Here is a 1,022-nt window from a genome sequence, read left to right as displayed (position 1 = left end):
GCGCGGCATCCGGATGAGTCAGGCACTGAAGCTGGGGTTCGCCCCGGACCAGGTTGATGAACAGACTGGCAGCCGTCTCGCGTCCAATCTCGCCAAGTTCGACCTCACCGGATGCCGCCGCATTGGCCAGTTGCTCGGCCACCATCGCCGTCATGACCTGCGGGCCGGCCAGATAGAACGTCCGGGCGAGCTGGGGAAAGCGCGGGCCTTCGGCGATCACGACGCGGAAGACAGCCAGCCCGCCCGGAGACAGCACGATGTTCAAGTAGGCCCGAGCCAGCAGGGTCAACGTCTCTCTCAGCTTTCCCGGGCGGAACTCGATGCCCTGCACCGTATTCGTGAACTCCGCACATTCGGCTTCGATCACTGCGGTGAAGAGCGCTTCCTTGTTCGCATAGTGCGCGTAAACCGTGGACTTGGACACGCCTGCCTCGCGCTGGATCATGTCGGTAGTGGCTGCGCTGAACCCGTGGGTCAAGAAGACGGTCCGCGCAGCGCGCAGGACGGTGAGGGCCTTGGCGTTCAGCTCGCCGCTGCTCGGGGGCGAGGTGGTCATGACTTGATTGGTGCGTCGCATCTGCTTGACTCTGAAGTTTTGACACAATGGCCTAGATTCAGTATAGTACCAAACCGCTCGGTACGTATCAACAACTTGGTCAACTCCCTCATGGGTAACTGCATCGGGAAGACGGCAGAAATTCCCTGGGGGCTTATGGCCTAATTTTTTCGCTTTATCATACCGAGCGGTTCGGTACTATTCGCATACTTTGGTGGACCTTCATGACGTCACAACCGCTGCTCTCACAACTGCTGCGACAAGCAGGCACGGCGCTCTGCACGATCTCACTGGTCGGCTGCGCGGTGGGTCCTGACTTCGTGAAACCCGACGGCAGGCTCACGGCCGTTCAACTGGCGCCCAGGGCGGACTACGCGCAGGCTCAGGAAACATTCGCTGCGAACTTCCCATCTTCATGGTGGACGTTGTTCAACGATGACGTGTTAGCGGATCTGCAAGCCCGTGC

The 1,022-nt window shown here is 60.2% G+C and carries 1 protein-coding gene and 1 pseudogene; one reads left to right on the top strand and one right to left on the bottom strand.

The annotated features are described in order from the left end of the window. A partial coding sequence (locus tag APY03_RS25380; RefSeq protein WP_232324398.1) for a TetR/AcrR family transcriptional regulator occupies positions 1-556 on the bottom strand: 556 nt, incomplete at its 3' end. Between the two features lie 224 nt (positions 557-780). On the opposite strand from APY03_RS25380, the pseudogene APY03_RS44455 reads away from it, so the two are divergent. Next, a pseudogene (locus tag APY03_RS44455) lies at positions 781-1,022 on the top strand (efflux transporter outer membrane subunit); the annotation flags it as partial.

It is taken from the genome of Variovorax sp. WDL1, assembly GCF_001541225.1.
Lineage (GTDB): Bacteria > Pseudomonadota > Gammaproteobacteria > Burkholderiales > Burkholderiaceae_C > Variovorax.
This window is presented reverse-complemented; position numbering and strand designations above follow the sequence as displayed.